Annotated in this window: 28 protein-coding genes and 2 pseudogenes; 19 read left to right on the forward strand and 11 right to left on the reverse strand. The window is 64.1% G+C overall.

Translation table 11 applies throughout. The annotated features are described in order from the left end of the window. Window positions 1–4 precede the first annotated feature (4 nt). Window positions 5–409: a DUF302 domain-containing protein gene (locus TZ53_RS23130; protein ID WP_044663283.1), complete on the reverse strand. Its 405-nt coding sequence runs from the start codon at window positions 407–409 to the stop codon at window positions 5–7. Window positions 410–1,102: 693 nt separating this feature from the next. Between TZ53_RS23130 and TZ53_RS23135 the strand changes: the two genes are divergently transcribed. Continuing rightward, window positions 1,103–1,471, forward strand: coding sequence for a single-stranded DNA-binding protein (locus TZ53_RS23135; RefSeq protein WP_044663284.1), 369 nt, complete (start codon window positions 1,103–1,105; stop codon window positions 1,469–1,471). Window positions 1,472–1,821: 350 nt separating this feature from the next. Here TZ53_RS23135 and TZ53_RS23140 read toward each other — a convergent pair. The 5 genes and pseudogenes from TZ53_RS23140 to TZ53_RS23160 form a co-directional block, all read right to left on the reverse strand. After that, window positions 1,822–2,559: pseudogene (locus tag TZ53_RS23140) on the reverse strand (efflux RND transporter periplasmic adaptor subunit); the annotation flags it as partial. Between the two features lie 8 nt (window positions 2,560–2,567). Then, window positions 2,568–3,797, reverse strand: a complete 1,230-nt coding sequence (locus TZ53_RS23145; protein ID WP_028056251.1) for a TolC family protein — start codon at window positions 3,795–3,797, stop codon at window positions 2,568–2,570. 134 nt (window positions 3,798–3,931) lie between these two features. Further along, complete coding sequence (locus TZ53_RS23150) at window positions 3,932–4,204, reverse strand: hypothetical protein (RefSeq protein ID WP_022684328.1); 273 nt, start codon at window positions 4,202–4,204, stop codon at window positions 3,932–3,934. Window positions 4,205–4,276: 72 nt separating this feature from the next. Further along, window positions 4,277–4,552: a hypothetical protein gene (locus TZ53_RS23155; RefSeq protein WP_238320179.1), complete on the reverse strand. Its 276-nt coding sequence runs from the start codon at window positions 4,550–4,552 to the stop codon at window positions 4,277–4,279. A 137-nt stretch (window positions 4,553–4,689) separates the two neighbouring features. Then, complete coding sequence (locus TZ53_RS23160; protein WP_022684326.1) at window positions 4,690–5,094, reverse strand: DUF411 domain-containing protein; 405 nt, start codon at window positions 5,092–5,094, stop codon at window positions 4,690–4,692. A 433-nt stretch (window positions 5,095–5,527) separates the two neighbouring features. Here TZ53_RS23160 and TZ53_RS23165 point away from each other — a divergent pair, with 433 nt between their 5' ends. Beyond that, window positions 5,528–5,812, forward strand: a complete 285-nt coding sequence (locus TZ53_RS23165) for a hypothetical protein (protein WP_044663285.1) — start codon at window positions 5,528–5,530, stop codon at window positions 5,810–5,812. 18 nt (window positions 5,813–5,830) lie between these two features. Here the strand turns inward: TZ53_RS23165 and TZ53_RS25770 are convergent, their stop codons facing one another. Next, on the reverse strand, window positions 5,831–6,049 hold the full coding sequence (locus TZ53_RS25770) for a hypothetical protein (RefSeq protein ID WP_022684269.1): 219 nt from the start codon (window positions 6,047–6,049) through the stop codon (window positions 5,831–5,833). 507 nt (window positions 6,050–6,556) lie between these two features. Here TZ53_RS25770 and TZ53_RS23175 point away from each other — a divergent pair. The 10 genes from TZ53_RS23175 (at window position 6,557) to TZ53_RS23220 (ending at window position 12,933) form a co-directional block, all read left to right on the forward strand. After that, a complete protein-coding gene (locus tag TZ53_RS23175; RefSeq protein WP_022684268.1) occupies window positions 6,557–6,916 on the forward strand; it encodes a hypothetical protein in 360 nt (119 codons plus the stop codon). 114 nt (window positions 6,917–7,030) lie between these two features. Further along, window positions 7,031–7,387: a hypothetical protein gene (locus TZ53_RS23180; RefSeq protein ID WP_022684267.1), complete on the forward strand. Its 357-nt coding sequence runs from the start codon at window positions 7,031–7,033 to the stop codon at window positions 7,385–7,387. 168 nt (window positions 7,388–7,555) lie between these two features. Further along, window positions 7,556–8,008, forward strand: coding sequence for a heavy metal-responsive transcriptional regulator (locus TZ53_RS23185; protein WP_022684266.1), 453 nt, complete (start codon window positions 7,556–7,558; stop codon window positions 8,006–8,008). Window positions 8,009–8,030: 22 nt separating this feature from the next. Further along, on the forward strand, window positions 8,031–8,249 hold the full coding sequence (locus TZ53_RS23190) for a hypothetical protein (RefSeq protein ID WP_022684265.1): 219 nt from the start codon (window positions 8,031–8,033) through the stop codon (window positions 8,247–8,249). 54 nt (window positions 8,250–8,303) lie between these two features. Then, on the forward strand, window positions 8,304–8,648 hold the full coding sequence (locus TZ53_RS23195) for a hypothetical protein (protein ID WP_022684264.1): 345 nt from the start codon (window positions 8,304–8,306) through the stop codon (window positions 8,646–8,648). 27 nt (window positions 8,649–8,675) lie between these two features. Beyond that, the gene (locus tag TZ53_RS23200; protein WP_044663286.1) at window positions 8,676–10,598 is read left to right on the forward strand and encodes a 2Fe-2S iron-sulfur cluster-binding protein; all 1,923 of its coding nucleotides are present in this window, start codon (window positions 8,676–8,678) and stop codon (window positions 10,596–10,598) included. After that, window positions 10,598–11,326 carry a hypothetical protein gene (locus TZ53_RS23205; RefSeq protein ID WP_044663287.1) on the forward strand — a complete coding sequence of 243 codons (729 nt, stop codon included), beginning with the start codon at window positions 10,598–10,600 and terminating at the stop codon, window positions 11,324–11,326. The genes TZ53_RS23200 and TZ53_RS23205 overlap by 1 nt, the downstream gene beginning before the upstream one ends. After that, entirely contained in the window at window positions 11,323–12,045 is a 723-nt protein-coding gene (locus tag TZ53_RS23210; protein WP_044663288.1) for a hypothetical protein, read from the forward strand. The genes TZ53_RS23205 and TZ53_RS23210 overlap by 4 nt, the downstream gene beginning before the upstream one ends. Beyond that, window positions 12,032–12,478 carry a DUF1622 domain-containing protein gene (locus TZ53_RS23215; protein WP_044663289.1) on the forward strand — a complete coding sequence of 149 codons (447 nt, stop codon included), beginning with the start codon at window positions 12,032–12,034 and terminating at the stop codon, window positions 12,476–12,478. Before TZ53_RS23210 ends, TZ53_RS23215 begins: the two co-directional genes overlap by 14 nt. Before the next feature lie 14 nt (window positions 12,479–12,492). Beyond that, window positions 12,493–12,933 (forward strand): four-helix bundle copper-binding protein, encoded by a 441-nt coding sequence (locus tag TZ53_RS23220; RefSeq protein WP_044663290.1) that lies wholly within the window; start codon window positions 12,493–12,495, stop codon window positions 12,931–12,933. Window positions 12,934–13,079: 146 nt separating this feature from the next. On the opposite strand, the pseudogene TZ53_RS23225 reads toward TZ53_RS23220, so the two are convergent. The 3 genes and pseudogenes from TZ53_RS23225 to TZ53_RS23235 form a co-directional block, all read right to left on the reverse strand. After that, a pseudogene (locus TZ53_RS23225) lies at window positions 13,080–13,580 on the reverse strand (HAD hydrolase family protein); the annotation flags it as partial. Window positions 13,581–14,042: 462 nt separating this feature from the next. Next, entirely contained in the window at window positions 14,043–14,264 is a 222-nt protein-coding gene (locus TZ53_RS27275; RefSeq protein ID WP_062121690.1) for a hypothetical protein, read from the reverse strand. 445 nt (window positions 14,265–14,709) lie between these two features. Beyond that, window positions 14,710–14,889 carry a hypothetical protein gene (locus TZ53_RS23235; RefSeq protein ID WP_007406401.1) on the reverse strand — a complete coding sequence of 60 codons (180 nt, stop codon included), beginning with the start codon at window positions 14,887–14,889 and terminating at the stop codon, window positions 14,710–14,712. Window positions 14,890–14,895: 6 nt separating this feature from the next. Here TZ53_RS23235 and TZ53_RS27660 point away from each other — a divergent pair, with 6 nt between their 5' ends. From TZ53_RS27660 to TZ53_RS23265, 7 genes are all read left to right on the forward strand, one after another. Next, window positions 14,896–15,060, forward strand: a complete 165-nt coding sequence (locus TZ53_RS27660; protein ID WP_238320180.1) for a hypothetical protein — start codon at window positions 14,896–14,898, stop codon at window positions 15,058–15,060. 149 nt (window positions 15,061–15,209) lie between these two features. Then, on the forward strand, window positions 15,210–15,539 hold the full coding sequence (locus TZ53_RS27665) for a hypothetical protein (protein ID WP_021224454.1): 330 nt from the start codon (window positions 15,210–15,212) through the stop codon (window positions 15,537–15,539). A 251-nt stretch (window positions 15,540–15,790) separates the two neighbouring features. Next, window positions 15,791–17,311, forward strand: coding sequence for an aldehyde dehydrogenase family protein (locus TZ53_RS23245; protein WP_017501291.1), 1,521 nt, complete (start codon window positions 15,791–15,793; stop codon window positions 17,309–17,311). 26 nt (window positions 17,312–17,337) lie between these two features. Further along, window positions 17,338–18,363, forward strand: a complete 1,026-nt coding sequence (gene adhP, locus TZ53_RS23250; protein WP_044663293.1) for an alcohol dehydrogenase AdhP — start codon at window positions 17,338–17,340, stop codon at window positions 18,361–18,363. A gap of 25 nt (window positions 18,364–18,388) precedes the next feature. Continuing rightward, on the forward strand, window positions 18,389–20,095 hold the full coding sequence (locus tag TZ53_RS23255) for a copper resistance system multicopper oxidase (protein WP_044663294.1): 1,707 nt from the start codon (window positions 18,389–18,391) through the stop codon (window positions 20,093–20,095). Continuing rightward, the gene (locus TZ53_RS23260; protein ID WP_172668336.1) at window positions 20,092–21,078 is read left to right on the forward strand and encodes a copper resistance protein B; all 987 of its coding nucleotides are present in this window, start codon (window positions 20,092–20,094) and stop codon (window positions 21,076–21,078) included. Before TZ53_RS23255 ends, TZ53_RS23260 begins: the two co-directional genes overlap by 4 nt. 83 nt (window positions 21,079–21,161) lie before the next feature. Next, window positions 21,162–22,307 carry an MFS transporter gene (locus tag TZ53_RS23265; protein ID WP_231735490.1) on the forward strand — a complete coding sequence of 382 codons (1,146 nt, stop codon included), beginning with the start codon at window positions 21,162–21,164 and terminating at the stop codon, window positions 22,305–22,307. A 181-nt stretch (window positions 22,308–22,488) separates the two neighbouring features. Here the strand turns inward: TZ53_RS23265 and TZ53_RS23270 are convergent, their stop codons facing one another. Then, entirely contained in the window at window positions 22,489–22,893 is a 405-nt protein-coding gene (locus TZ53_RS23270) for a response regulator (RefSeq protein WP_037486787.1), read from the reverse strand. Window positions 22,894–22,950: the final 57 nt, after the last annotated feature.

Here is a 22,950-nt window from a genome sequence, read left to right on the forward strand (position 1 = left end):
GGTGCTAGCTCCCGCGCGCCTGCGAGACGCTGTCGATCGCCCGCTGGAGCTTGGCGCGAACCTCAGCCGCCGCAGAAGCCAACTCGCCGTTCTCGATCGCCTGCATGGAGGCGACGGGATCAATCGCGGCGATTTCGGTTTCTCCGGACCCCAAATCCTGCACGACCACGTTGCAGGGCAGCATCGTGCCGACCTTGTCCTCCAGCTGGAGAGCTTCATGAGCCAGCTTCGGATTGCACGCGCCGAGGATGGTGTACGGCCGGAAGTCAGCGCCGATCTTTGCTTTCAGCGTCGCTTGGATATCGATCCGGCTGATTACGCCGAATCCTTCCTCGGCAAGCGCGGCTTCCGCCGCTCCGATCGCTTGATCGAAGGGAAGCGAGATCGACGTAGCGATATAGTAGCTCATGAGCGTCTCCTGATCACCAAAAAGCGGCAGGGAGCGGCGATGGTTCCGACGAAGGTTGGCGTCCGAAGGGTTGCAACAGCTTAGATACCGTAGAGCAGCACCAGCGCCGAACGCATGTTGCCTTCAGGGGTTGTCTGAAGCCCGCACGGGGTGGGAAAGCGAGACCAACTAACGCTTCTCTTGGCGGACTGCCTCAGCAGGTAATCTACGATTGAAGTAGGGGGGCGTAGCTGACACGTCGGATGTGGCACGGTGCGTCCCGGTACCCCAGTCAGTACTTCTCTAAGCTGATGTTCCGGAGTCTCCGACAATGCGGCCGTTCCAGCGGCGTGCATTACGTCTGATTCTGGGCTCGTGAATGAAGCCTCGAGCGACTGAGAAGAGGGCGCTTAGCCGCCCTGTTCGAGGGCCAGTAATTTCACTCTTCTGAACCCTTTGGATCGCCCGCTCGCACTCCAACGCACATCCCTTTTCATGACCTGATCACCCCCCTGTCCGGCCGTGGCCAGGCCGGCAACCCGCACGCTATCAGGGCCGTGTTGGCGCGCTGACGCGCGCCCGCCCGCACCACCCCTTGGCGTGGGGTTTCCCTCGATTGCGCTCGGTGCAGCCCTGTCCCCGGCCAGACCTTCCGGGGCTCAGTCAAAGGGATGGTCCCTTGGGCGCAGACATCAGCTTCGAAAGGTCAGAACCATGAAGAACACCGTCACCCTCGTCGGCTTCGTCGGCAACACTCCCGAGGTCCGCGAGACTAGGGGCAACGCCACCATCACCACCGTATCGCTGGCGACCAGCCGCAGCTTCAAGGACAGCGAAGGCAACCGGCAGACCGAGACCGAATGGCACCGCATCACCTGCTTCAACGGGATCGGCAAGAGCGTCGCCGAGCACGGCACGAAGGGTGCGATGTTCATGGTCACCGGCCGCATCCACTACAGCAAGTGGACTGATGCGAACGGCACCGATCGGTACGGCTGCGAGATCATCGCCGAGCAGGTCGACTTCCTCGCCAAGGCGAAGGAAGCGACCAAGGAAGAACCCACGAAGCGGCGCTCGAAGTAGCGCCGCGACAACAGCAGCGCGGTTCCATCCGGGCGCTCCGGCAGTACCCGCCGGAGCGCCTTTTCTGTTGCCATGTCAGCGCATCGTTCGCCCCCCCGCCAAGGACGGGGAGTTTGCCTTGCCCGAGAATTCATGCGGCTCCTGAAGGCCGCAGAATTGCGCCAAAGACGGGCCGCAGTTTCCTCTGAACGAAGGCTATTTGGTAGCCAGACCGCGATTTAGGGGGCATTCCCGGCAGATCCCGAGAAAGCCCCATTGCTCTCGCTCCGAAAATAATCGCGCCCATTCAATGCTTTGAACGTTTTCCCGGCGGCCTCGAATCCGTCTCCGCACCTTGGGACTTGACGGCACACCGTACCCAGCCCGTTCACCTCTGCGAGTGTCTGGCCGCTCGCGACCGTCATCCCGGCCCGGACGCCGAGCGTCTTGATGGTGCCGCCGGTTGGCGCCGAGATCGTCACCACATTATGCGGTCGCCCGCTCCGCTCGACTGCTGCGACCGTACCCGCAGGCATGCCGAGCAGCAGGAGGCGCTGACGGGCCGCGTGAGCGAGGCCTGCATCGCCGATCCTTCGCACGGCCAGATATTCCGCCTGCGCGCCCGCCCATTCCGGCACCAGGATATCGGCGAGCGGTGCGCCTGCCCCGATCACATCGCCGGGCGCGCGCGCGTAGACCCGTTGGACGAAGCCACCGGTTCGCGCCTGGACGATGGCGACGTCGCGCTCGTTGAACTCGATCGTACCGGTCGCCGTGAGGCTCGATCCCAGTGTCCCGGTCCGCGCTTCCGCGATGCGCAGGCCAAGCGATTGGGTGCGCGCCGGATCGATCGCCACGCCGGTCTCGCCACTCGCTGCCTCGTCGGCATATTTGGGTACAAGCTCCATATCCATGAACGGCGACTTGCCCGGCTTGTCGAAATGCTGGCTCGGGACCATCGGGTCGTACCAGTAGAGGATCTTGCGCCCGCCCTGCGCCGTTGCGGCCGGTGGATCTTCATGGCGCCAAGTCGCCAGGCCATAGCCGAGGGCTCCCGCCGCCAGTGCGAGCGCCGCGGCCGCCGTGCCAAGCTGCGCGCGCGAGGTCATGTCGAATTTCATTCGCTGTTCCCCCCAAAGGTGAGGACGAGCCGCACGGCATCGCGCGCGAATTCGGCCTCCCTGTCGAGCAATTGCAGCTCGCTGTCGGCGAGCATGGTCTGGGCCTCGATCACGTCGAGCAGCCCGGCGCGTCCGGCGGCATAGCTCGCGGTCTCGAGGTTCGCGCGGCTACGCGCGAGCGGCAGCAGCGTGTCGCGGGCGCGCATCCACTGCTCATGGTGCATGGCATGGTCGGCAAGGCCGGCTTCGAGATCGGCGAGAAGGGACCGGCGCATGTCTTCCTGCTCGGCAAGCGCCGCAGCGGCGGTCGCCGCGCTGGCGGCGATCATCGGGTCCTGCCGCCGTTTGGCAAAAAGCGGCAGGCTGACAGTGACGCCGGCCGAAACCATGTCACCATAGCGATCCGCCCGGCGCTGATAGGCGACGTCGAAGCCCCAGTCGGGGCGCTTGTCGGCCCGGGCGATCCCGACGTCCGCCTCGGCCTGGGCGACCCGGGCACCGGCGGCGCCGAGATCGGGGTGGGTGGTTATGGCGGCGCGCAGGGCTGCGGCGTCGATAGTAAGCGCAGGGATATTACCGACCACCTCAGGCGCGGGCTCGCCGGTCCAGCGCGAGAGGATCGCGCGTTGGCGCGCCACTGCGGCGGCGAGCTCGCTCCGGCGGTCTTCCAGCACCGCGAGTGCTTGCCGCACCTGCAGCGTCTGTGCGGGGCGCGCGGTGCCGGAGGCGACGCCGCTCTTTGCCGCGGAGGGAAGGGGGGCGAGCTTGGAAAGTATGCCGTCGAGAGCGGCAAGACGCCGTTCCGCATAGGCGAGATCGATCCATGCCAGCGCGGTTGCGACCTCGACGCGGCGGCGTTCGGACAAAAGTGTCGCCTCGGCAGCTTCGACATCGGTTCGCGCCCGGCTCGTCCGAGCATGGCGCTTGGCGGCGTTGGGAACATCCTGAGAGATACCCACTCGCGCCATCGTCATGCTGTCTTCGACGAAGCTCCCAGCTGGCGGGCCCGATACGGGGAAATTGTCGATACCGAGCCCGAGCTTGGGATCGGGGAGCTGCCCTGCCGCCGGCAGTGCGGAGCGGCGCGCATCGACCTCCAACCCCTTGGCACGGAGCGACGGAGCTTGCGCCTCCGCTCGCGCAAGCGCCTCCTCGAAGCGGAGCGGCCCGGCGAGGGCTGGAGTCGGTAGCGCCAATAGCGGCACGGCGAGGAAAAGGGTGCGCATGAACATCTCCCGTTCGGGGGTTCCCGGCGCGGATCACAAGGCTGCCAACACGGCGCCGACGCGGGGGCTTGATGTCCCGCGCCGGCGCCGCGCGCCTGGCTCTGCTTTTCTGATCTGACGGCCGGGACCCGAGCTTAGCCGGCTGTAGGCTTGTCGCGGCCGTGATGCATCATGCCCATGCATTCATCCGCGCTCATCTTCATCATGTCGCAGTCGCAGTTCGCCATCTGGGCATGATCCGCGACCCAGACGCGCTGCCGGACCGGGCCGGTCGCACGCGGGCCGTATTGCGGCACCGATCGCCATTCATAATGGCCTTGGGTCGAGCTATGCGAGGCATCCGCCCAAGCAGGGGCGGCGACGCTCAGGGCGGCCGCCATAGCAGCCAGAATCATCTTCTTGTTCATCACGAATATCCTTGTCTGAATTGAAAGAGGTCACGGCGCCGCGCGGGAAAGCGCGCGTAAGCAATGGTTCAATCAGCCAAGGTTCGTGGGAGGATCCGGATCAGGACCGAAGGACTTCCCGGCCAGGACGGCGTTGGTCGGCCAGAAGCCGAGGGCGCCATGAATACGCGGCGTGGCAATATCGCCCGCAAGATCAGCGGCGGCCAATGGAACAACGCACCCCATGGCGGCAATGCAGTCGAGTGTAAGGCCCTTGCACGGCTTTTTCTCGGGCGCGGGCTGCTGCTTGGCCATCATGGCCATGCAGTCCGAATCCATCGCCATCGCCTTGGGCGCGCTCATCGCCATCGGAACGCTTCGCGCAGCCGCCATCTGGCCTCCGAAGAGACCCAACAGTGCTCCGACAAGGAGCAGCGAGGCGAAAAAGCGTTTCACGAAGATTGTTTCTAGCAAAAGCCCCTTAGGGAACCAAATGAAGATTAGCGTTAATGGCGAGCGAATACGCGTTGGCCCGAAGGTCCGAACGCAACCACGACATAAGGCTGCGCCCGCTGACCAGTCACTTCCATGCCGGGCGAGCCGATCGGCATCCCTGAAACCGCAAGGCCACTTACGCCGCGGGGACGCTGCGCCAGGAGCCGCTTCATGTCGGCGATCGGCACATGGCCCTCGAAGACCAGACCATCGATCACCGCGGTGTGGCAGGAGGACAGCTGTTGCGGGACGCCCCGCGCGCGCTGGAAGGCTGCGCGTGAGCGATCATCCACGATGGTTACAGGGCGCCGGAACTGCGCGCGGACCTGCTCAGTCCATTTCTGGCAGCATCCGCATCCGGGGTCACGGTGCACCAGAATGGGCGCCGCAGCGGTCGCTGCGTTCGCGATGAACATTGCAGTGAGCGCCGCGATCGATTGCTTTCTCAAGTCACCGTCCTCCAAACCTCAGCCCGGTCCCTGCGCGTGATTGCCATGCTCGTACACATCTCCTGGGTATACGCACCAGGAAGACGGAGCCCTCACATCTGCTCCAAAATTTCGCCGGTCGCACATTGACGGCCTTTTTCTAATGTCAGGGCGACCGTTTGGTTTGCGCGGCCGACGTCGAGGACGTGTTTCTGGTATATGAGGTCGCGAACCCCTGACCTCATTGTGGAATTCGCCGAGCTCCGATTCAGGTGTAGAGAGATCCGCGCCGACGAGCCTAATGGCTGCGCACACTACGTATATCGAGCTTGGACCAAGGACCATAGTCCTGACGACGAAGACCAGATCTTCCCCTCGAGAATCGAGCGGCAATATTCAACATTCTTCCAAGGAGTCGAGTATGACGAAGTTTCTCTCGATTGTGGCCATGAGCTTGCTCTCAATCGGTTCGACCGCGAACGCGCAGGTTCGCACGAATACGAATCCGGTCGCCCAGGCACACGTTGCGGCCGAGACGGCCAAGCATGCCAAGCACGACAAGTCCGAACATTGCGATGCGATGGAGAAGTCCATGGGGACCAACCAACTGCACAGCCACGCGGAGGAAAAGGGCACGATTGCTCAGACTCCGATGAATCGTCAGCATGCCGACTGCCGGAAGATGATGAGGAAGAACAAGAAGTAGGTCGATCGGCTGATGACCTCATCTGGTATCGGGCACCGAATGTGTGTCATGGATGTGCGAACGTCCGGCGCCCGAACCACTCTGTCGATCCACGCATCGATAGCCACCGATTTTCCCGCCGTCGCGAGGCCAGCGCAGAAACAGCAGCACAACGTCGGCGAAGGCGATCAACAATCCGCCAAAGGCGAAGGTGGCGAGCCAGGGCGTATTGAGGTTCTCATGCTCGCTCCAATCCATGATGCGGAGCCCCCCGGGAATCGTAGAGTTGCCATGTCCCGGTCCTCAATCCCGCGACCTGCCGAAGGTGGAAACATAAATTCCCGTGTTGTCTTCGCATTCGCCCCTTATTCGCCAGGCACGCAGCCGGCCCTCGTATCCGACACTTGTGGGCGTCGCGCTGTAAAGCGGCATCGGTGACGCGTTCTTCACGCGTGGATCGATCATCGACAGTGATGCGACTTCCGGGCAGTTGGCGGTGGAACAACGGCTCATCCACACGGATGATTTTAACCAGATCTGAACGGCCTTGCGACCATCTATTGGAAGCGGGCCTCTCCTATCGGCTGTAGAGGGCGGGCACATCTGAGCCTGCTTTACGGCGCGGTCACCAAATAGACCGATGGCTGCGAACACTACGTATACCGAGCTGGGACCCGGGACCATAGTCCTGTTGGCGAAAAAACAAAATCTTCCCCTCGAGAAATCGAGCGGCAGCTTCCAACACTTTTTCAAGGAGTCAAGACGATGATGAAGAAGTCCATCATGGTTGCGCTGGCAGGCATCTCGATGCTCAGTGCTTCGCCGGTATTGGCACAGGGTATCGGTCACACCTGGTTCATGCGCGGTTCGATCGTCGGAACCGATACCAACGGAACGATCGTCTGCATCGGCAAGGCCGACGGCGTTGAGGTCGGGCAGACGCTTGAAGTCTATCGGGTTATCAATCACCCCGGTCCTTCGAAAGGCGTGGCGCCGACCTATCATCGGCAGCTCATCGGCCACGTGACCGTCGACCACATCTACGACGATCACTTCGCGCATGTCTCGGTCAAGGACGGGGCGCCGGCCAAGCATGACATCGTCGAACTGCGCCGCAGCAACTGACACGTTCTCGGCGCCGGCCCGAGCTGTGGCCGGGGCTGAACCGTCCAAAGCTGTGAGAACGGCATTGCCGGCGGCGGCTTATGGGTTTGCACCAAGCTAAGACAGGAGTTCGATATGAAAGCAGTGATGCTTGCAGCAGCAGCGGGGTTGGCTCTGCTATCGGCAGTCCCGGCGGGCGCGCAAGGAATTGGCCACACATGGTTCATGCGCGGTTCGATCGTGGGTATTGATGAAGGTGGCCCGGTTGTATGCATCGGTAAAGCCGATGGTGCGGAAGTCGGTCAGGTTCTCGACGTGTATCGGAACGTCCCCGTACCGGGCGGCTCTTACAAGGGGACGGGACCCGCGTTCCGCCGGCAATTCGTGGGTCATGTGAGGGTCGATCATATCTACGACGATCACTTTGCCCATGTCAGCGTGGCCGACGGCAAACCCGCGAAGCATGACATCGTTGAGCTTCGTAGGGACTAACGAGTCCTTGCCTTCTCGCACTGCGGCCTGTCCCTGGCAGGTGTTCCACCATCGGGGCAGGTACGTAGTCGCCGCGGAGCAGCGATTGCTCTGCAACCGGGAAGAAAAAGGGCCGCAATTCTTCTTGACCCTGGACCACGGTCCAACCTGCAAGATCGAGCGGATGTCATGGGCACCTTTAAGATTGGCGAGCTCGCCGCGGCGGCGGGCGTGGGACGTGATACGATCCGATATTATGAACGGAGCGGACTGCTCCCTGCGCCGGATCGGACTGCCGCTGGCTACCGCCTTTACGGGGATGCCGACCTGGATCGGCTCAACTTCATCCGCTCTGCTCAGGAACTCGGCTTCACGCTGGAGCAGTCGCGGCAGCTCCTCACACTCCAGGCTTCGGATACCGCAACCGCGGCAGCCGTCCTTGAGATTACGCTTGCCAAGATCAGCGAAGCGGAAAGCCGCGTCAGACGACTCTCGCATATTCGGGATATCCTTCGCGAGCTCGCTGAGGAGTGCCCTGGCGAAGTTCCGGCGTCCGACTGTCCCATTCTCGTCTATCTCGCGGCGAAACGTAGTTCGCGCCGCGACGAAGCAATCAAGGAAAAATCGCTGCGGGAGCAGTAACCGTTATCAGGAAGGGAGCACCATGAAGACATGTATTTTCGTCGCAGCAGCGCCAATAATGTTCCTTGCGGCTTGCGTAACGACGCCGCCCACATCGGCGCAGATTGAAAGCTGCAGGGCCATGGAAGGGCAGATGGGCCTGCAGACGCTTCACGACCACAACGAGATGAAAGGGCAGGGGCGTAATCCCATGAACTTGTCACACGAGCGCTGCCAACAGATTCTGCACGACGCTCAATGAATTCATCCGGGTGACACATAGCCACTACGTCTTTCCTTCAAGAGGAGAAGCACCATGAACCTCAAAGACAATCTGCTGCCTCGCACGATCGGATGGAGCTTCGTGCTGACGGCCGCGCTCGCCTTGTCGGCGTGTGACCGCAAGAGCGAACAGACCTTGCCTGCAGCGAGCAACGCAGCGACCGACTCCGCCGTACTCCCCGCCGTCGTGACCGATAATGGCAGCGACGCCCCGACCGACGCGAACAGCGACTATCCCCGGGACGATCATGAAGCGATGGAACGCCATCATCGGCAGGCCATGGACCATGATGCAATGCGCGCCGGCGGCGCGAACCAGAGCGCTCCGGCGCCCGATCCGGCGCCGACGAATTCAGCGATGCCGATGAAGGACATGTAGGGCGCAAGAAAAAAAAGGGAAGAGAGGATGCGTAACCGGATGGGCCTTCGCCGCTGGAGCCTTTGGCTCGCGCTCGCCCTGAGCCTGTCCGCGAGCGCCCAGGCGCAGGAGGGCGAGGATCATGCCGCCCACCATGGCGGCGGAGGCGACGCCTCGATGTCGGCCGACGGGGCGATGTCCGCCCCCTCGGCGCCGGGTTCGTCCGACATGGCGAAGATGATGAACCCCATGATGGATCGCATGATCAACGGCGAGGGGGAAAATGAGCACGGCCACGACTCTCGCCGTGCGGCCTTCTTCTCCCAGCTGCTCGCCTTTCCGGTGCTCGATGAAGCCGCCCGGCAGCGTGTCGCGGCGCAGGCCCGCGACCGGGTGAGCACAGGCCTGGCATTGATCAATGCCGCATCCGCCGAAGGCGCGCGCGCAACGACGATCTCGGCCCGGCTGAATGCAGCTCAGCGTATGCGCGAGGGCACGGACCTGTTCCGCGCTGGCTCTGCCGCACAGGCCGCGATCGGGGGGCTCCAGCCGCCGCGCGAGGTCGCCCTCTCCTGGTTTCGCGATCAGCTTGACATCGACCAGGCCGCGCCCGGCCATGCCGATCACTGGTTCGGCATCTCGCCCTCGCACCTCCTTCTCATGCTGTTCCTGGGACTGGTCAGCGCGACGCTGATCGCGCTACAGATCTTCCGCCTTCGGCGTATCGCGGTGATCGCCGGTGCGGTCGCCAGCGGCAAGGCGTCGGCAAAGCCGGAGCCGACGGCTGCTCCCCCCACTGCGAAGCTCCCGCCCGCGCCTGCACCCATTGCCGACAGCGCAGGCCTCGCGCCGAGCAATGCCGCCGCGCCCGCCGGGGCTTCGCTGCGCAAGCCCAAAAGCTGGGCAGGGCAGCTGCGCGTGGTCCAGATCGTACGAGAGACGCCGACGGTCCTGACGTTCCGCCTTGCGGACCCGAGTGCCGACCGGCTGCCGTTCGACTTCCTGCCGGGCCAGTTCCTGCAGGTCGAGGTAGAGCCCGAAGCGGGCAAGACCGCGCGCCGTTCCTACACGATCGCCTCTTCGCCGACTCAGCGGGCCTATGTAGAGCTGACGGTTAAGCGCGAGGAGCAGGGCGTGGTCTCGCGACACCTGCACGACAAGGTCGTCGCCGACGATCTGCTGAAGGTCAGCGGACCGTTCGGCGCCTTCACCTTCACGGGAACGGATGCCGAGAGCATCGTGCTGATCGCGGGCGGGGTCGGCATCACACCGATGATGTCGGTGCTGCGCTATCTCACCGACACCGCGTGGAAGGGCGATATCTTCTTCTTCTACGGCGCACGGTCGACCGAGGAATTCGTGTTCCGCGACGAACTCGAGCGGCTCGAACGCCGTTTTCCCAACCTCCATGTCGTCGCCGCGATGCAGCGCGCGCCCGGCACCGTCTGGATGGGCCCCGAAGGGCCGATCACCCGCGAGATGATCCTGGCCGCGGTGCCGGAGATCGCGAGCCGGCGGATCCATATGTGCGGCCCGCCGGCGATGATGGGCGCGATGCGCGGCGTGCTGGCGGAGCTCGGCGTCCCCGAAGCGCAGCTGCACACCGAGGCGTTCGGTCCGGCCTCGCTGCCGGCCGACCCCGAGGGTCTCGAGGTCAAGCCCGCGCCCGCGCCAGCGGATAAGGCGTCCCCGACTGTTGAGGTGGCGCCGAGCACGGTGACCTTCTCCGTGTCGGGCGTGTCGGCGGCCTTGCCCGCGGACGAGACCGTGCTCGAGGCGGCCGAGGGCGCGGGCGTCGAGATCCCCTATGCTTGCCGTGCGGGCACATGCGGCGCCTGCGTGGTCAAGCTGTTGCAGGGCGAGGTGACGATGGAGGTCGAGTCCGGCCTTGCGCCCGCCGACAAGGCGCAGGGCTATGTGCTGGCGTGCCAGGCGAAGGGGACGGGCACGCCGCTCGTGGTCGAAGCCTGATGCGCGAACGCAGCGACATCGCCGTCGGCCTGCTGGTCGCGTTCCTGCTGCTGTTCCCGTTCGGCTATCTCGTGCACGTGTCGCCCCGCTTTCCGGGTAGCCTCGCTGGCGGGATCATCGGGATCGCAGCGCTCGTGCTGATGCTGCTGACGCTTCCCTATGTCGCGGCCAAGCACATCGCCTGGGTCGACAAAGTGCTCTCCCGGCTCGTCAGCAAGCCTACCCTGCTCGCCATCCACATCTATGCCGGCGTGCTGGCGCCGATCCTGGGTCTGGTCCACGCCGCGCACAAGCTCGAAAGCCCGGTCGGACTGCTTCTGACCGTCCTCCTGCTGATGACGGTCATCACCGGCTTCATCGGCCGCTACCTGCTTGCCCAGCTTGGTCGGGCGCTGCGCGGACGCAGGTCGGAACTGGCCTCGCTTCGCGCCGCCTTCCTCGAGGAGCCGGCGGCGCCGACGCAGGCCGATACCGCAGCCCCGCCGCTGTCGGGCTGGAAGCGCTATCTGTTCGTCGCCGGGGATGCGTCCGCGGGCCAGCGCCCCCAGGACAAGGCGGGGATCGCCGCAGCGCTGGCCGATACCGAATTCGCGATCCGCGCCGAAGAGGCGACCAACACCCTGTTCGTGCGATGGCGGATCCTGCACATCCTGCTGGGCTGTCTCATCTTCGCGCTGCTCGCGCTCCATGTCGGCGCGGCGCTCTATTACGGGCTGCGCTGGCTATGAGCTGGCAGCGTCTTTCCTACGCCGTCTTCATCGCAGCCCTGCTGGTGATGGTCGCCGCGGTCGCAATCCGGATGCGATCGGACGCGCCGAGGGATGCCGGCCTGGTGGCGCAGCTCGTCTCGCCCGGCCCGCTCTCGAGCGCGCACCAGTCCTTCGCCGGCCAATGCACGGCCTGCCACACGCCGGGCAAGGGCGTCGAAACCCGGACCTGTCTCACCTGCCATGCGGGCACGGATTTCGGGACGAAGCAGTCGACTCAGTTCCACGCGAAAGCGACGCAGTGCACCTCCTGCCACGTCGAACATGAGGGAGAGCGCGGCATCATCCGCATGGATCACGCCGCCTTGCTCGACATGGCAAAGTGGCGGCAGCCTTCGGCGGGCATGTCGACAAACACTAGAAGCCTGACTCCCGAGACCGCGCTCAATTGCGCGAGCTGCCATGCGTTCCGCGATCCGCACCAGGCCCTGTTCGGCACCGACTGCGCGAGCTGCCACAAGACCGACAGCTGGAAGATCGTCAATTATCGCCATCCATCGGTCAATTCGACGCAGTGCGCCGAGTGCCACAAGGCGCCACCCAGTCACTTCATGGAGCATTTCAGCATGGTCTCGCAGCGCGCAGCCGGATCGAAAGCGCGCGTCGACCAATGCTATGCCTGTCACGCCACCGACAGCTTCAACAATATCCGCAAGCGAGGCTGGTATGATCACCATTGAGGCCGACTGGCTGAGCGCCTTCTTCCGGCTTGCGGTGATCGGCCTGGAACTGGCGGGCACGCTGACCATCCTCGTCGGCGCGGGGCTCGCAACCTTTTTGTTTGCGCGGCGGGCGAGGGCGGGCGACCGGACCGAGGCCTATAGCGCGTTCCGCTCTGCGCTCGGCCGCAGCATCCTGCTCGGTTTGGAATTTCTGGTCGCCGGCGACATCGTCAAGTCGCTGGTGATCAACCCGACGCTCGACGATCTCATCGTGCTGGCCGGGCTTGTGCTGGTGCGGACCTTCCTGAGCATCTCGCTTGGGGTCGAGATCAACGGCCACTGGCCTTGGGAGGAAACCCGGATGGCGCGGGAGAAGGCGCGTGCTGCGGCGTTGGATGGGTCGCCTATGACGGCTGAGGCCGCCGGACGCGGCGCAGCGCTCAAGGGATAGCAGATGGGAGGTGCATGATGATCGAGAGACGCGAATTGCTGATGGCCGGCGCCGGCCTTGCCGCCGCTGGAACGCTGGCTGGGCCGGCGGCGGCGCAGCAGCATCGAATGGAAGGGATGGCGATGTCGATGACGGACTGCATCGACGATTGCGTGGCTTCGCACCGCATGTGCCTGGAGACCGCCGCCTGGCTGACGAAGCAAGGCGGCGCGTCAGCCACGGCGTCGCTGATCGCCATGCTGAACGACTGTGCGGAACTGTGCGAGGCGACCGCCAACTCGATGCTGCGCGAATCCTCCCTCCATACCATCCTGTGTCGCGCCTGCGCTGACGGCTGCGAACGATGTGCGCGGGAATGCCTGAGCCACGTCGTGGGCGAGCGGATCAAGCGTTGCTCGGCTACCTGCAAGGATTGCGCCGCCAGCTGTCGGATGATGGCGGACATGGCCAGCTGAGTGTCCTAGAACGCGCCCAGGCGTAGTGGGGTCAAGCAGCTCCGGCACGATTGAAGCGATCCGTCGGCTCCACAATGTGGGACCGCTGCGAAGCTGGGTCGTACGGGCGCGAAAGCGGGACTGGTTAGGTATCGGCGGTAGCGCTTTTAGACTAGCCAGGCAGCGATCGCGCCAACCACCGACTTGGTTTCGGCAACGTCGCGGACTTGCACGGTATCCAGCCCGAGGTGCTTGGCCGGATAATCATTTCCGCCCGGGAAGATCGCGTCACCGAAGAAGATCATCTTGTCGAGTGCGACGCCGGTCTGCTCGGAAAGGCGCTTGAGGCCATAGGCCTTGTCTATCCCTTCGCGCGTGATGTCGATCGATGTCGCCCCGCCGATATTGATGCCAAAGCCTGGCAGCAACGGCTGGAGCAGGGCCTGCAATCTCTTGCGCTTGGCGTGATCGGGATCCCACGTGTCCTTGGCCTCGAGCGGCGCTTGCTGACCGAGCGCGGAGAATGTGATCTGGCTGCCGCGATCCTCGATCTGCTCGCCCCAGATGTTCTCGTTTGCATAGCCCGCCTGCCCGACCGTCTTGATTAGTGCTTCGCGGATGCGCTGGCTTTCGTCGCCGGTGAACAGATCGGCATAGATACGCGTCCATACTTAAACCCCGAGGCCTCCGACAAACCCGGGGCGGTTCAAGTTGATCAATAATCAGCCAGGCGAGCGTTCAATCACTGCGGCACCGATCCGAGTGAGCGTCTATTCCGACAATTTAGCCTGGGCCAGTCCGAGTGGCTGGTTCGGCGGTGGGCCTTGCCACGATCGCGCCGAAGCAAAAGCGGCGTGCGATTTACGTTTCGCTGTTCGCCAACTGCAGCAGGCGGCGTCGCTTTGCAGTGCTCGGGCTAGGCGGAGGCTTTGATGGCCGCCGTCTTCGGCCATCCGCGCCCAGCTTTTGCTAGTAGCCGAACTAAAGCGGACATTGCAGGCTGACCGCCAGCTTCGCAAATTACGTATACTGCCACCTCCAGGCCGATACCATCTCAACGGCAAGCTCCCTGGGGAGCGAGAATCGACCGGGCATGTGTCCGGTCGAACTGAAACTCAGACTTGAAGGAATCATATTTGCGCAAGAAAGCAGCGATTATCGCTTCGCTCGCAGCCTTTGGCGTCCTTGCCGTCGGCGCCGGGCCAGTTCTCGCCGATGGGATGCCGCCGGGCATGCCCGACCTTGAACAGACGCTCAAGGCGAAGCCGGCGCCGGCTCGGTCCGACACGGCCCAGATGCAAGGAATGCGACACCGCGAAGTACGGATGCACGGTGAGATGATGCAGGACCATCGGATCGCTATGCGGGAGATGGGAACCCAGGACGGAGCCTCCCGCATGTTGCATAGGTCGCGGGGCGGTTGCTGACCCTGCATTAAGCCAGCTCCGACCACGAGGCTGGGCGGCCAACGACCGTGGCCTAGTTCAACCGCAGCTTTGGCCCGCCGTTCTCCCACGGCGGGCCAATTGGCTTTTGCACTTCGCTGCCGGCCGCCATCAAGCGGGATCATGAATTCGCTTGAACTTGGGCCATGGTCCACCCCGCACGATCCCGCGCATGCTTGTCGCGATCCAAAGCGGATTCGTAAGTTACGTATACAGACTGCGTCTCGCTAGCAGCATTGAAGCTTCGGAATTGCCGGGATCGGAACGTCGACCGGGCAACAGGACGAACACTCGGAGACCCTCAATGCGACAGACGACATTTCGCGCGGCGACCATCAGCCTCTTCGCGACGCTAACCTTCGCCGCCGGCACCGCTCTCGCCCAGTCGACGCCCGCGCCCGCGCAGACTGCGCCGGCCCATGCCCACCAGCAGGGCATGGATCATGGCGGGCAGCAGATGCACGATCAGATGATGAAGGATCATCAGGCCGGCGCGCAGAAGCAGCAGCGGCAACCGGCCCAGCAGGATCAACAGGGCATGTCGGGGATGGCCGGCATGTCCGGCGGGTCGCCTGCATCGAACGGCTCGGGCATGGCCGGTAAGGCGAAGAGTGGCTGCTGCAAGATGCCGATGAAGAAGGCCAAGCCGGCCGCGAAGAAGACCGCCAAGCCCATGGCCGACAAGCCGATGAGCGACATGTGAAGTTTCCAGCCCCGATAAAACACCCCCCGGGGCTGAGGGCCCGCCGCCGCCCCCGCGGCGGGCCAGTTCTTTGACGATGCCCAGCGTCGCCCCGTGCTCCCAACTTTCAAAGCCGGGACCGAGCAACTGACGTGAGAGAGGAAACAGTGATGCGAAAACATCTTGGCGTCGGTGCTGCTGTTGGCTTTCTGCTCTTTGGCAGCACGCCGCTCCTCGCACAGGGTATCGGCCATAGCTTGTTCATGCGCGGCAAGATCGTCCGTACGGATGCGGGCGGCACAGTGGCCTGCCTGGGCAAAGCCGATGGCGCGCACATCGGGCAGATACTCGAAGTCTATCACGCAACGCCGCGCCACCGCCGCCTTGTCGGTCATGTCGAAGTCGACCAGATTTTCGACGACCATTACGCTCATTTCCGCGTGAGGGACGGGACGCTTCAGAAAGGCGATTGGGTGAGCCTAAAGCGCGTCCGGGCGTAACGCCAGAATTGGAATGCCAAGCGCCGCCCTCCCCAAAAGAAGAATCAGCCGAGTAGCGTGTCTCGGCATAATTCCGATCATGCGTGCGCGAATAGGTTCGGGAGTCGATGAATACTCATCGGCTCCGTTGGCGTGTCTGACCCTCAAAGACCGCGACACCGATACCAAACTACCTTCTGCGGAACTTACTTATAGGCCGCCCGGGCAAAGAGATTACTCCGTCAGGCCATCGATAGAGATGGAGTCAGGTAATGTTCGAGAAGGCGATCGGGACCATCAATGCGGCGGCCTCCTTCCGACACCGCTATGATAATTTCATCGGTGGTCGATGGAATGCTCCTGCGAGCGGCGAGTATTTCGCCGACAAGAGCCCGATCAATGGTGCCCAGATCGCAGAGTTCGCGCTGTCGACGCCGGAAGATGTCGAGCGCGCGCTCGATGCGGCGCACGCCGCCAAGGATCAATGGGCAAGAATCGCCCCCGCCGAGCGCGCCAGGATTCTCAATCGCGTCGCCGACCGGCTCGAGGATAATCTGGAGCTGCTGGCGCTTGCCGAGACGATCGACAATGGCAAGCCGATCCGCGAGACGCGTGCTGCCGACGTTCCGCTTGCGATCGACCATTTCCGCTACTTCGCCGGCTGCATCCGGGCGGAGGAAGGCGGCATCTCGACGATCGATGCGGACACCATCGCCTATCATTTCCGCGAGCCGCTCGGCGTCGTCGGCCAGATCATCCCGTGGAACTTCCCGCTGCTGATGGCGGCGTGGAAGATCGCGCCGGCGCTGGCGGCGGGCAACTGCACCGTCATCAAACCCGCATCCCAGACGCCGCTCACCTTGCTGATGTTCGCCGAGCTCACCGCCGACATCCTGCCGCCCGGCGTGCTCAATGTCGTCACCGGCCCGGGACGGACCGTTGGCCAGGCGATCGCCGCCAATCCGCGCATCGCCAAGGTCTCGTTCACCGGCGAGACCGTCACCGGCAAGCAGATCATGCACGCCGCGGCGGACCATCTGATCCCCCAGACGATGGAGCTTGGCGGCAAGTCGCCCAACATCTTCATGGCGGACGTGCTCGACGAGGACGATGCCTTCTTCGACAAGGCGCTCGAAGGCTTTACTTTGTTCGCCTTCAACAAGGGCGAGGTCTGTACCTGCCCGTCGCGCGCCCTGATCCATGAGTCGATCTTCGACCGCTTCATCGAGCGCGCCGTGGCGCGCGTCGCCGCGATCCGCCAGGGCGATCCGCTCGACCCGTCGGTCCAGGTCGGCGCGCAGGCGTCGGAGGACCAGCTCCACAAGATCCTGGGCTATATCGATATCGGCAAGGCCGAGGGCGCGCAGTGTCTGGTCGGTGGCGCCAGGGCGCTGCCGGGCGGTGCGCTCGACCAGGGCTATTTCGTGCAGCCGACCGTGTTCGTGGGTCAGAACCACATGCGCATCTTCCAGGAGGAGATCTTCGGTCCCGTCCTGTCGGTCACCACGTTCAAGACGGTCGAGGAGGCGATCGCACTTGCCAATGACACCGCCTACGGTCTTGGCGCGGGCGTCTGGACCCGGAGCGGCAACACCGCCTACCGGCTCGGCCGCGCGATCGAGGCCGGGCGGGTCTGGACCAACTGCTATCATCAGTACCCCGCCCATGCCGCCTTCGGCGGATACAAGGCATCGGGCTTCGGGCGTGAAAACCACCGGATGATGCTCGATCATTATCAGCAGACCAAGAATCTGCTCGTCTCCTATGACGAGCACGCGCTCGGCCTATTCTGACCCCCCGCTTAAAAGGAGAAACGGACATGGCGAAAACCATGAAGGCGGCGGTCGTCCGCGAATTTGGCAAGCCCCTGGTCATCGAGGACGCGCCGATCCCGACGGTCGGCCCCGGGCAGGTCCTGGTCAAGATTGCGGCAACCGGCGTGTGCCATACCGACCTGCACGCGGCAGAAGGGGACTGGCCGGTCAAGCCCAACCCGCCCTTCATTCCCGGCCATGAGGGCGTCGGGCATGTCGCCGCCGTTGGTGCCGGCGTCACCCATGTGAAGGAAGGCGACCGGGTCGGTGTGCCCTGGCTCTACACCGCCTGCGGGCACTGCGTGCATTGCCTGGGTGGCTGGGAGACGCTTTGCCACGAACAGCAGAACACCGGCTATTCGGTCAATGGCAGCTTTGCCGAATATGTCCTCGCCGATCCCAACTATGTTGGTCACCTTCCCGACAATGTCGACTTCCTCGACATTGCGCCGATCCTCTGCGCGGGCGTCACCGTCTACAAGGGACTGAAGGCCACCGAGGCCCGGCCCGGCGAGTGGGTGGTCGTCTCCGGCATTGGCGGGCTCGGCCACATGGCGGTGCAATATGCCCGTGCCATGGGTCTCAATGTGGCCGCGGTCGACATCGACGATAGCAAGCTCGACCTCGCTACACGCCTTGGCGCCACACTGACGGTCAACGCGCGCAGCGAGGACCCTTCGGCAGCGCTCAAGAAAGCCATTGGCGGCGCGCACGGGGCGCTGGTGACCGCCGTTTCGCCCAAGGCGTTCCAGCAGGCGCTCGGCATGGTCCGGCGCGGCGGCACGGTCGCGCTCAACGGCCTGCCGCCGGGCGACTTCCCGCTGTCGATCTTCGACACCGTGCTGAACGGCATTACCGTGCGCGGCTCGATCGTCGGCACGCGGCTCGATCTGCTCGAGGCACTGGCGTTCGCCGGCGAGGGCAAGGTCAAGGCCACGGTCCATGCAGACAAGCTGGAGAACATCAACGACGTCTTCTCCCGCATGCATCATGGCGACATCGAGGGCCGGATCGTCCTCGACCTCGCCTGAACCCGACTTCGCGAAAGTACAGTTCATGTCTCCCTTACATATCCGGCCGATCGCGCGGCGCCGTTTCGTCCAGGGGCTGGCGATCGGCGGCGCGGTCGCCGGTTTCGCCCCGGCGCTTCTCGCGCGATCCGCACCAACCTTGCCCGCTGAGCTGAGCGGGACCGAGTTCGACCTCGAGATCGCCGAGCTGCCGGTCAACTTCACCGGCAAACGCCGTATCGCGACCGCGGTGAACGGCAGCGTGCCCGCGCCGGTCCTGCGCCTGCGCGAAGGCGACACGGTCACGCTGCGCGTACGCAACGGCCTCAAGGAGATGTCGAGCATCCATTGGCACGGCATCATCGTGCCGGCGGAGATGGACGGCGTGCCCGGCATCAGCTTTGCCGGCATCGCGCCGGGCGAGACCTTCACCTATCGCTTCGAGGTCCGCCAGAGCGGAACCTACTGGTATCACGCTCACACGCTCGCCGAGCAGACGGGACTCTATGGAGCGATCATCGTGGAGCCAAAACAGGTGCCGACGGCGCGGGCGCCCGATCGCGACTATTGCATCGTGCTCAGCGACTGGTCGGACGAGCCGCCGTTGCAGATCTTCCTCAATCTCAAGAAGCAGAGCAGCTACTATAATTTTGCGCAGCCGACCGCCGGCGATTTCCTCAAGGATGTCGGCACCATGGGCTTGGGCAAGGCGCTCGAGCGGCGGCGGATGTGGAACAGCTCGCGGATGAACCCGACCGACTACAGCGATGTCTCTGCCGCGACCTACACCTATCTGATGAACGGCGCGCCGCCCGCCGGCAACTGGACCGGTATCGCCGCGCCCGGCGAGCGCGTGCGCCTGCGCTTCGTCGGCGCGGGGACGGCGACGTTCTTCGACGTGCGGATCCCCGGGGTCGAGCTGACGGTCGTATCGACCGACGGGCAGCCGGTCGAGCCGGTCACGGTCGAGGAATTCCGGATCGGCCCGGGCGAGACCTACGACGTCGAGTTCACCATGCCCGAGGGCGGCGCCCGCACCATCTTCGCGCAGGCGATCGATCGGAGCGGCTATGCGCGTGGCACGATCGCACCGGCCCCGGGCATGGCGGCAGCCGTGCCGCCGCTCGATGCCCGGACCTGGCTCGAGCCGGTCGACATGATGGGCGCGATGGCGACGATGGGCGCAATGGGAGGCGACGCGCATGCCGGGCACGGCATGACCGAGATGCCGGCCAGGGCACGGCACGCCCGCACCGAATATGGCGCCAATACCGACATGCGCGTCGACTATCCGCGCACCAATCTCGACGATCCCGGCGCCGGGCTGCGCGGGCGCGGCTGGCGCGTGCTGACGCTGGCCGATCTGCGCACGCCGGGCGGCGATCCCGACCCGCGCGAGCCCGAGCGCGACATCGAGCTGCATCTGACGGGCAATATGGAACGGTTCATCTGGTCGCTCGACGGCATCAAGCTCAACGATTCCAGGCCGCTCCATTTCAGGCCGAACGAGCGGCTGCGCGTCACCTTCGTCAACGACACGATGATGGCGCATCCGATGCATCTGCACGGCATGTGGAGCGATGTCGAAGGCCCGGACGGCGCCTTCCAGGTCCGCAAGCATACGGTGGTGGTCCAGCCCGCCCAACGGGTGAGCTTCCGCGTCACCGCCGACGCCATGGGCCGATGGGCCTTCCATTGCCATCTGCTCTATCACATGGCGGCCGGCATGTTCCGGGAGGTGGTGGTCGCATGATCCGGATTTTCCCCTCGCGCGGCATCGCTCTTGGCGCTGCCCTCTTCCTGGCGCCGGCGATCACGGCCCCCGCCCTCGCGCAGGATGCCTCGCCCCCGTCGCCCGCCACCACCCCTGCCCAAACGGCCACTCCCGCTCCGCACACTCCTTCCGCGCAAGGCTCTCAGGACCATGCGGGCATGGACATGCCGGGCATGGATATGACCGACACGAAGGCGTCCGGTAACGGCGCCACGATGGACATGGGCTCGATGCAGGGCGGCCAGGCCCCGCCGGACGCGCGCAACTCGGACGATTATGCCGACGGCTACCGCAACTCGACGCTGCCGGGCTATGAGATGGCCGACAAGCTCTCAATCCCCAAGATACTTGTCGATGAGCTTGAGTTCACCAGCGGCAACGAGGGTCAGGGCGTGGGCTGGACCGTGCTCGTCACCAAGGGTCAGGACAATGACAAGCTCTGGCTGCGCAGCCAGGGGCTCAAGAACTCCCGCGACCAACGTCTCGATCCGGAGAGCAGCGTCGAGGCGCTGTGGTGGCACAGCAAGAACCCGTTCTGGGGCACGCTGCTCGGGGTCAGGCAGGATCTCAGCAAGGGTGCGACCACCTGGCTGGCCGCCGGCGTCGAGGGACTGGCGCCCTATTGGTTCGACGTCCAGCTCACCGGCTATGTAGGAACCGATGGGCGTCTCGCGGCGCGCGCCAAGGCGTCCTATGAGGTCTTGTTCACCAATCGGTTGATCCTCACACCGCAGGTAGAGACCAATATCTATTCGAAGCGGTCGAGAGATCGGCAGCTTGGCAGCGGCTTCAGCAATGTCGAGCTGAGCGGACGGTTGCGCTACGAGGTGTCGCGCAAGTTCGCGCCCTATATCGGCTTCGTCTGGGAGCGTGCGTTCGATGGCACGGCGGGCTTCCGACGCCTGCGGGGCGAGGGGTCATCCGAACACCGGCTGGTGATCGGCTTGCGCGCTTGGTGGTGATACCGGCTCTCCGACGAACCGCTGACCCGCTTGTTCCCCAAGGCGAATCACACGATGGCAAGCGTGGTCAATCCTCCTTCATTGTGTTGCTGCTCGCGGCGGTGTCGGCCTCGGCAGGGCAGACGGCCATTCTCGCTTTCCTTCCGACCCTGGTCGACCCAAATCCCGGCGGGCTTTCCTCAGCGCATGATTTTCATGTCGCGAGCTTGACCGCCGTCCACCCGCTGGCAGCACTGGTGGCGGCACCGCTTTGGGGCTGGATTGCCGACCGGGTCGACTACCGCGTCATGTTGCGCACAGCGCTCATTATCCTCGCGATGGTGACTGCACCAGTTGGCCTCGTAGCTCTGCCGACTCTCTACGTTTTGCGCACGGTCGCGGGGATGGCGGCCGCCGCCATCATACCGCTTGCGCTGCTCAGTGCGAGTTTCGCCGCGGTCAGCCGTGGGGAGCAGGCGCGGCGTTTCACCTGGTTGACGGGGTCTGTATTTTTGGGAGACCTCGGCGGACCGCTTTTGGCGGAAGCCTCCGTTGCGATCATGCCCGGCGCGCCGCTCATGATCGTTGCTGCCAGCATCGGCACCGTCGCGGGGTCGCTTTGCCTTGTAAGCCTGCCAGGCCGCTGTGCGCACTGCCTCGACTCAGGAGATCCGCCGCCGCCGACAGTCTGCGCCACGGGAGTCCTATTACTCATCACGATCGCTGCGGGGGCCGGGCTTGCCGCTATGCACGTCAATCTCCTGATGACGCGCAGTGCGGTCTCGCTGAGCCGCGAGCAGATCGCCTGGATGCTCAGTCTTTGCGGATTCGGCATGCTGGCGGCGCAGATCTTTCATGCAAGGCTCGATTGGTTAGTGAAGGTTCCCGGGCGTCTTGCCGGATTGACGCTCGGTTTGCTGGCAGCGGCGCTCGTTGCCTTTCCACTCGCATCAAGCATAGCCGATATGAGCGTGTTCATCCTGGTCGCCGGTTGGAGCTCGGCGAGCCTGCGATTGGTCACAAGCTTCTGGATCAGCGGTTCTGCGGCGGCCTCAGGGGTGAGGCTTGGCCTCCAGCATTCGGCTGCCAGCATCGGGCAGGCACTGGCGCCCGTGGCGCTCGCTTTCGCCGCACCCGGCGCTCAGCCTCTCGTCCTCTGGAGCATTGCCGGCCTGTCGCTCCTGCTGCTTGTGGTCCTGCCACTAGCTTGGAAACGGCCCTCTTCAGGTGCTAATTCGTCAGGCGGATAAGGGGAGCGCGTAAATCGATATGAATCGTACCGTCCACCACTATCCAAGATGTGTTGCTGTGACAAATGAGCCCAGCCGCGGGCAAGGCCCTTGGGCGCAGCTGGGTTGGTTTCCTCTGGAAAAACGACGTGCTCGTGTCCCCACCTGGCCTCTTTAGCGTTGGCGGTCGGACGCGGTCCATTTACTCATTCGACGAGAGGCGTCTGTGACGGCCGATTGCCTCGAGGAGTAGACGGCTCCTTAGTGGTTTAGTGATCATGTGATCAAAGCCCGCGTCGGCAGCGCGGCGGGCGAGAACCTCGTCATGGAAGCCCGAAATCATGATGGAGCATCCGGACCAGCCCAGCGATCGGAGTTGGCGCAGGATCGAAAAGCCATCAATGTCCGGCATGCGATAATCAACAATCAGGCAATTGGCTCGCTTGGCACGCGAATCGGCCAAAAGCGCGCTACCACTTGTATAGCTACAGACGCAGTAGCCACGGGATCTAAGGAGAAGCTGAAGGGCACGCCGAACACCCGGGTCGTCGTCGGAGACGAGGATGGTGTAGCGCCCATCACCTTGTGTGTCAGAAAACGAAGACATCTCGCGCGACATGAGGACCTGTTGCATCACGGCAATGGCTCGCACGATGCGGCATCC

It is taken from the genome of Sphingobium sp. YBL2 (genome assembly GCF_000943805.1).
Taxonomy (GTDB): domain Bacteria; phylum Pseudomonadota; class Alphaproteobacteria; order Sphingomonadales; family Sphingomonadaceae; genus Sphingobium; species Sphingobium fuliginis.